This window comes from Mycobacterium sp., from assembly GCF_052144515.1.
In the GTDB taxonomy this organism is placed as follows: domain Bacteria; phylum Actinomycetota; class Actinomycetes; order Mycobacteriales; family Mycobacteriaceae; genus Mycobacterium.
The window spans coordinates 1-4,986 of sequence record NZ_JBKQQD010000043.1 but is presented as its reverse complement, the minus strand read 5'-3'; the positions used below and the strand labels follow the sequence as shown (position 1 = coordinate 4,986).

Below are 4,986 nucleotides of genomic sequence, written 5' to 3'. Positions count from 1 at the left end.
CAGATGGCGCTGCGCTGGTGCGCCGCCGGCATGGTCGAAGCCGGCAAACAGTTCCGCCGCGTCAACGGCCACCTGCACCTACCCACAGTCCGCGCTGCACTCGAACGCGAAACCGCCGAACCTGTCGGACCCGTCGTGCACAATGACCAGGTGAGCGCAGCCTGATGCTCACCGGACCGCCACCGAAGTTCCACGGAACTCGGGACAACCTCTCGGCAGGATGTCGGTGCGAAACAGTTTGCGGTATGACAGCCGGTGGCAACACGTTTTGGCAATGCAGCCCCGGAACCTGTTTAGCTCGGGTGATTACGTCAAAGTCGACGAGTTCGGTGTAGGTCAAGCCCGAGTCAGGTACTGCGACCAGCGGGGTGAACAGGCTCTGTTCGGTGACCGTGAACCGACCTGTAAGGCCGTGTTGACCTCGGCGCAGTCCAATCGTCGATGCGAGCTGCTCAAACTTCGTCTTGCCAGAATCGGGGGTGTCACCAATCAGGTTGTGCCCCAGATCGTTCGAAACTCCTCTACCGTGCGTGTGCGTTCAGCGAAGGGGTGGTGTAGCACGCGGTTGTTGGCTTCGATGGCCAGTACATGGTTACCGGAGGAGAAGACCCAGTCGCACACCGACGGTAGGTTCTCTCCGCGCTGGAGCTTCTGCTGCAGCTCCTTCTCGTGAACGAGTCCTGCATTTATACGCAGGTAATAGACCAGAGCGGGGATGCCCCGCAGCCTGGCGTCACCGCGCCAGAGGCCGCCGCTGCTGTGCCAACGTGTTGTCCTCGTCTTGGTTTGTGTGGTTAGCCCAGGACGTCGAAGGCGGGCCCTCGGTGGATGCCCGCTTATTCGGGATTTTGCCCACGAATGTGGGAGCGCGTCGGCATCTTGTCGCTGCTTTGCCGCCAGGTGGCGGTCATCGTCCAATCGTGCTGTGGCTGGGCATTTCGTCCCCGAAGTTGATCCCCATATCACGGGCGGTCAGTATCGAGTCGCAGTCGAGCGGGACCTTCTTCTGCCGGCGGGTGGCCTCGGCGAGCGGTACGTAGTCCACCGTCGGCGGGTTTAGAGCCACCATCACACCGTTTTGTCCTTCGTCGAGGGCCCGCACGGCAGCGGCGCCGAAGCGCAGGCCGAGCAACCGGTCGAACGAGGTAGGCGAACCGCCCCGCAGCAAGTGGCCAAGCACGACCGTGCGTGCCTCTCGTCCGGTCATCTCTTCGAGTTCGGCGGCCACCTTGGCGCCGATGCCACCGAGGCGTTCGGCCTGCCCCGGCGACTTGCCCACGATCGATACCCCTCCATCGACGGGCCGGGCGCCCTCGGCGACGCAAACGATAGAGAACTTCGCGCCGTGCCGCTCGCGGTGTGTAATCAACGCGGCCACTGGTTCGAGACTGAAAGGGATCTCCGGGATGAGGATCGCGTGCACCCCCGACGCCATGCCGGCGTTCAGGGCGATCCATCCGGCGTAGCGGCCCATCACCTCCACCACGATGATCCGGCCATGCGAGGTAGCGGTGGAGAACAGCCGGTCGATGCACTGCGAGGCGAAGTCGACAGCGGTGTCGAAGCCGAACGTCGACGTCGTCTTATCCAGGTCGTTGTCGACCGTCTTGGGTACCCCGACCAGACGCAGTCCAGCCTCGTGCAGGTGTCGGCCTATCGACATCGATCCGTCGCCGCCGATCAGGATCAACGCATCGATCCGGTGCTCCTCGAAGCGGCCGAGCAACTCTTGGGTCCGGTCCACCTCGATCCGGGTGCCGTCGCGCTGTTGCACCGGATAGGCGGTCGGGTTGCCACGATTGGTGGTGCCGATAATCGTGCCACCCTGGTGGATGATGCCGCGAACCCTGTCACGAGTCAGCTCGATCAACCCACCATCGGGATAGTCGGCTGGGGAGAGCAACCCATTGAACCCATCGCGGATCCCAACGACTTCCCAATCGCGGTTTCGTGCAGCCAGGGAGGCCGCATGGATGACCGCATTGAGTCCCGGCGCGTCACCGCCACCAGTGCTCAGAGCGACCCGTTTGATGCGAGACATCACGAGGGAAACCCTACGCACCCACGCCTAAGCTTCGGTACGCCAACGATCAGCCCCAGCTATCCCGGCGTTCAGTTCCGTATAGACGGTCCGCATCGACAGCAATGGCGATGGCTGCATGTCATGCGATTGCCCAAGCGGGTTGATCCGATCCCGATACATAGGACGACGGCGACCCGTGTCCACCACTCGGCGAGGTTCTGGGAGAGGCATGCCGCAAGGACTGCCCGCCGAACTCGCAGCTGAAGACCACCTTCCCGAGGAGGGTGAGTCGAATGGTGTACCTCATTCTTCAACCATCATTCCCGCCCCCGCAGTAAGCGTCAGAGGCGCGCAGGGGGTCATGAACTAGCGGTACCAAAAGGGGACGGCCGGGCCAAGGGGTGCCCGGCCGTTTTCCTTCGCCGCGGACGGGGCTACGGTTCGGGGCATGCACGACAACCCCACACGACCTGTCGACCTGTCGTGGTTCTACACGCTGGACCCCGAAGACCGGGTTGAAGTGCTAAGCCGTACCCAATCCCCGCAGCTTGCCGACCAACTCAAAAGCACCCTGCATGGGCGATCGCCGCTGGATGATGGGGATGTCGTAGCGCGGCTAGACGAGATCCGCTACGAGCTCAACTTCTGGTGGCAGGAGGATCGGCTCACCGACCACCTGCGCGACGCCCTCATCGAACACCGCGCCGACGACACCTACCGCGATCTGATGCAATTCGAAGCCGCCGCAATTGGCGTTGAACTGGCTATGGTCCGCACCTATCTCGGGCTGCAGGCCCAGGGGCAATTGGGCTAAAGCGACCGGCAGGACAGATTTGGTCACAAAGTCGCTGGGCCATTCCAGAACATCGGTTATCGACCTTCTGGAATTTAAGGCGGTGTTGCAGCGGCGCTAGACTAGGTGGTGCTGACGTTGTGGCCTCCCGGGCAACTTCACGTAGTCGGCCCGGGGCGCATTGAGGTTGGCGTGGTCCGCCCGGGGCGATCGCCGTCGTCGCACCGGCTCATGCCGATACCGGGAGTGAAGATCTTGCGTTCCTGATGCAGCTGCGTAAGAACGGGATCGCCTACGACAACGTGAGCGACGCCATCACCCGCGCAGCACGGTTGAGCACAGGCCCGAATTAGTCCCCGTCTTGCAGCTCGGCCTCACCGGTCGCCAACCCCATGCGCACCGGCAACTCCAGCGCACGCGGCGCGGCCACTGCGGCATCGACAGCAGACTTCGGCGAGGAGAATGCTGCGCACACACCGTCACCGGTGTGCTTGAACAACAAGCCGCCGTGCGACTCGATCGCGGTGCGCAACACCGTGTCGTGTGCGCTCAGCGCCGCCCGCATGCCATCGGCGTCGGCCTCCCACCGACGGGTCGACCCCTCGACATCGGTGAACAAAAACGTCACCACCCCCGATGGGGTAGCCGCCGTCACGGCATTGCCTCGGCCCACGCGATATGCCCTTCGAAGCAAAGCGTTTTCGCCATATCGCGGTAGCGATCCCAGAAGTGCGCATAAGCCGCGTCATCGCCGTGAGCCCGCGCCAGCAGCGCACGCAGTCGCAGCAGCCAGATGTCGCGTATCACCAGACCCCCTTCGGCTGGCGCAGCCGCTAACCGCTGTATCGGGGCCCCTGCTCGTCAGCCTTGACGGTGACATCAGGTGTGAACGCGCCATCGGGAAAGAAATCGGGCTGACCTGCTAGGTCCAAGGTCGACTCGACAGTCTGTGAAGTCGCCGTCGCCGAGGTGACAAGGTTGCCCTCGGGATAGTCGGGGATCGGCTTCTTGGTGCTCTGGTCTGTGTACTTGACGGTTATGGTGCTGGCGGCGGCGGCACGATTTGCGGCAATGGTGGCCTGCCCTGTGTGGGCGGCGCGTTGTAGTAGTACGCACAACTGCTTGGGATGGCCCGCCCGTCTGTCGTGTACGCCGGTTGGTTTAGCCAGCAATAGCCACCATCAAAGTTGCCGGAGCCGTAGTTCACGCACTGCGCGTATGGCGGTGCCACCGGGAAGTCGTAGGTACACCATGCCCTTGCCTGCGCCGGGGCTGCCACTCCCAGCGAAACGCCAAGAGTGGCAACGGTGCTGGCGATAGCCAGCGCGATCTTTCTCATCTGGAGCATTCCTTATCCGTGAGACGGGGAAAGCCGGGGGGGGGGGCGTGTCCCCCGCCTCCTTCCGCTTCCGCTAGTTGGCGGCGACCTTGGCCGCAGCCTTGGCGGCGACCTTCGTGGCCTCCGGTGCGGAACCTCGACCTCGAACCGGCGGTCCATGTCGGAGATGTCCTTCGCAGCCTCTTTGAACCGCCACCGGCTATCCGCCTCACCGACGGCGGCGGCTTTATGGGCGCGGGCCACATGGACATGAGCTGCTACATGGAGATGTTCATGCGGCGCAGCGAAATCAACCGTGTTGTTGAGGACATTCCCGGTGGCGTGCGCACCACCACCGAATCGAAGGCCCCAGACCTCACGGCCCAACTACAGGCTCATGTCTCAAGTATGTACACCCACCTCGATCAAGGAACCGAGGTCGTCTGTATGAGCCAAAGCTTGCCGCTTTTTTCCGTCAGGCCAGCGGCTACCGCCGCAAGCTGACGTTCACCCCTACGGGTGTGATCGCCGAGGAGACCGCCGACGATCCCGCCCTCACCGACGTCATCCGTGCACACGCGCGGGAAGTGACCGGGTTCGTGCAGGAGGGGATGCCCGCCATGATGCAACAGATGATGGGTCCAGGCGGGATGATGGGCGGAATGGGCTGCGGCGGGATGATGGGGCCTCGCAGCCCTTGACCCAGGTCGTATTCCCACAGCGCCGCCTAGGAGCCTGGGTCGGTAAATGGCTCGGCGGGTCCACCGGTGCTGCGCGGCATGGTCGGTTTCATTGTGCGGTCAGGGTGGGGATTTCGGCATTTCGTCGCCGTGAGCGCACTTCAACGTCGTG

The 4,986-nt window shown here is 63.4% G+C and carries 4 protein-coding genes and 3 pseudogenes; 3 read left to right on the top strand and 4 right to left on the bottom strand.

Annotation, left to right across the window (positions count from 1 at the left end):
• Positions 1 to 165 (top strand): annotated as a pseudogene (locus ACLP9N_RS02180) (IS256 family transposase); the annotation flags it as partial.
• Positions 166 to 907: 742 nt separating this feature from the next.
• Here ACLP9N_RS02180 and ACLP9N_RS02175 read toward each other — a convergent pair.
• Positions 908 to 2,041 (bottom strand): 6-phosphofructokinase, encoded by a 1,134-nt coding sequence (locus ACLP9N_RS02175; RefSeq protein ID WP_442405856.1) that lies wholly within the window; start codon positions 2,039 to 2,041, stop codon positions 908 to 910.
• 430 nt (positions 2,042 to 2,471) lie between these two features.
• Between ACLP9N_RS02175 and ACLP9N_RS02170 the strand changes: the two genes are divergently transcribed.
• Complete coding sequence (locus ACLP9N_RS02170) at positions 2,472 to 2,837, top strand: hypothetical protein (protein ID WP_442405855.1); 366 nt, start codon at positions 2,472 to 2,474, stop codon at positions 2,835 to 2,837.
• Positions 2,838 to 3,168: 331 nt separating this feature from the next.
• On the opposite strand, the pseudogene ACLP9N_RS02165 reads toward ACLP9N_RS02170, so the two are convergent.
• The 3 genes and pseudogenes from ACLP9N_RS02165 to ACLP9N_RS02155 all read right to left on the bottom strand — a co-directional run.
• Positions 3,169 to 3,444, bottom strand: a pseudogene (locus ACLP9N_RS02165) (adenylate/guanylate cyclase domain-containing protein); the annotation flags it as partial.
• Between the two features lie 23 nt (positions 3,445 to 3,467).
• Positions 3,468 to 3,623, bottom strand: a complete 156-nt coding sequence (locus ACLP9N_RS02160) for a hypothetical protein (RefSeq protein ID WP_442405854.1) — start codon at positions 3,621 to 3,623, stop codon at positions 3,468 to 3,470.
• Between the two features lie 26 nt (positions 3,624 to 3,649).
• The gene (locus ACLP9N_RS02155) at positions 3,650 to 3,934 is read right to left on the bottom strand and encodes a hypothetical protein (protein ID WP_442405853.1); all 285 of its coding nucleotides are present in this window, start codon (positions 3,932 to 3,934) and stop codon (positions 3,650 to 3,652) included.
• 347 nt (positions 3,935 to 4,281) lie between these two features.
• Here ACLP9N_RS02155 and ACLP9N_RS02150 point away from each other — a divergent pair.
• Positions 4,282 to 4,835 (top strand): annotated as a pseudogene (locus ACLP9N_RS02150) (hypothetical protein).
• Positions 4,836 to 4,986: the final 151 nt, after the last annotated feature.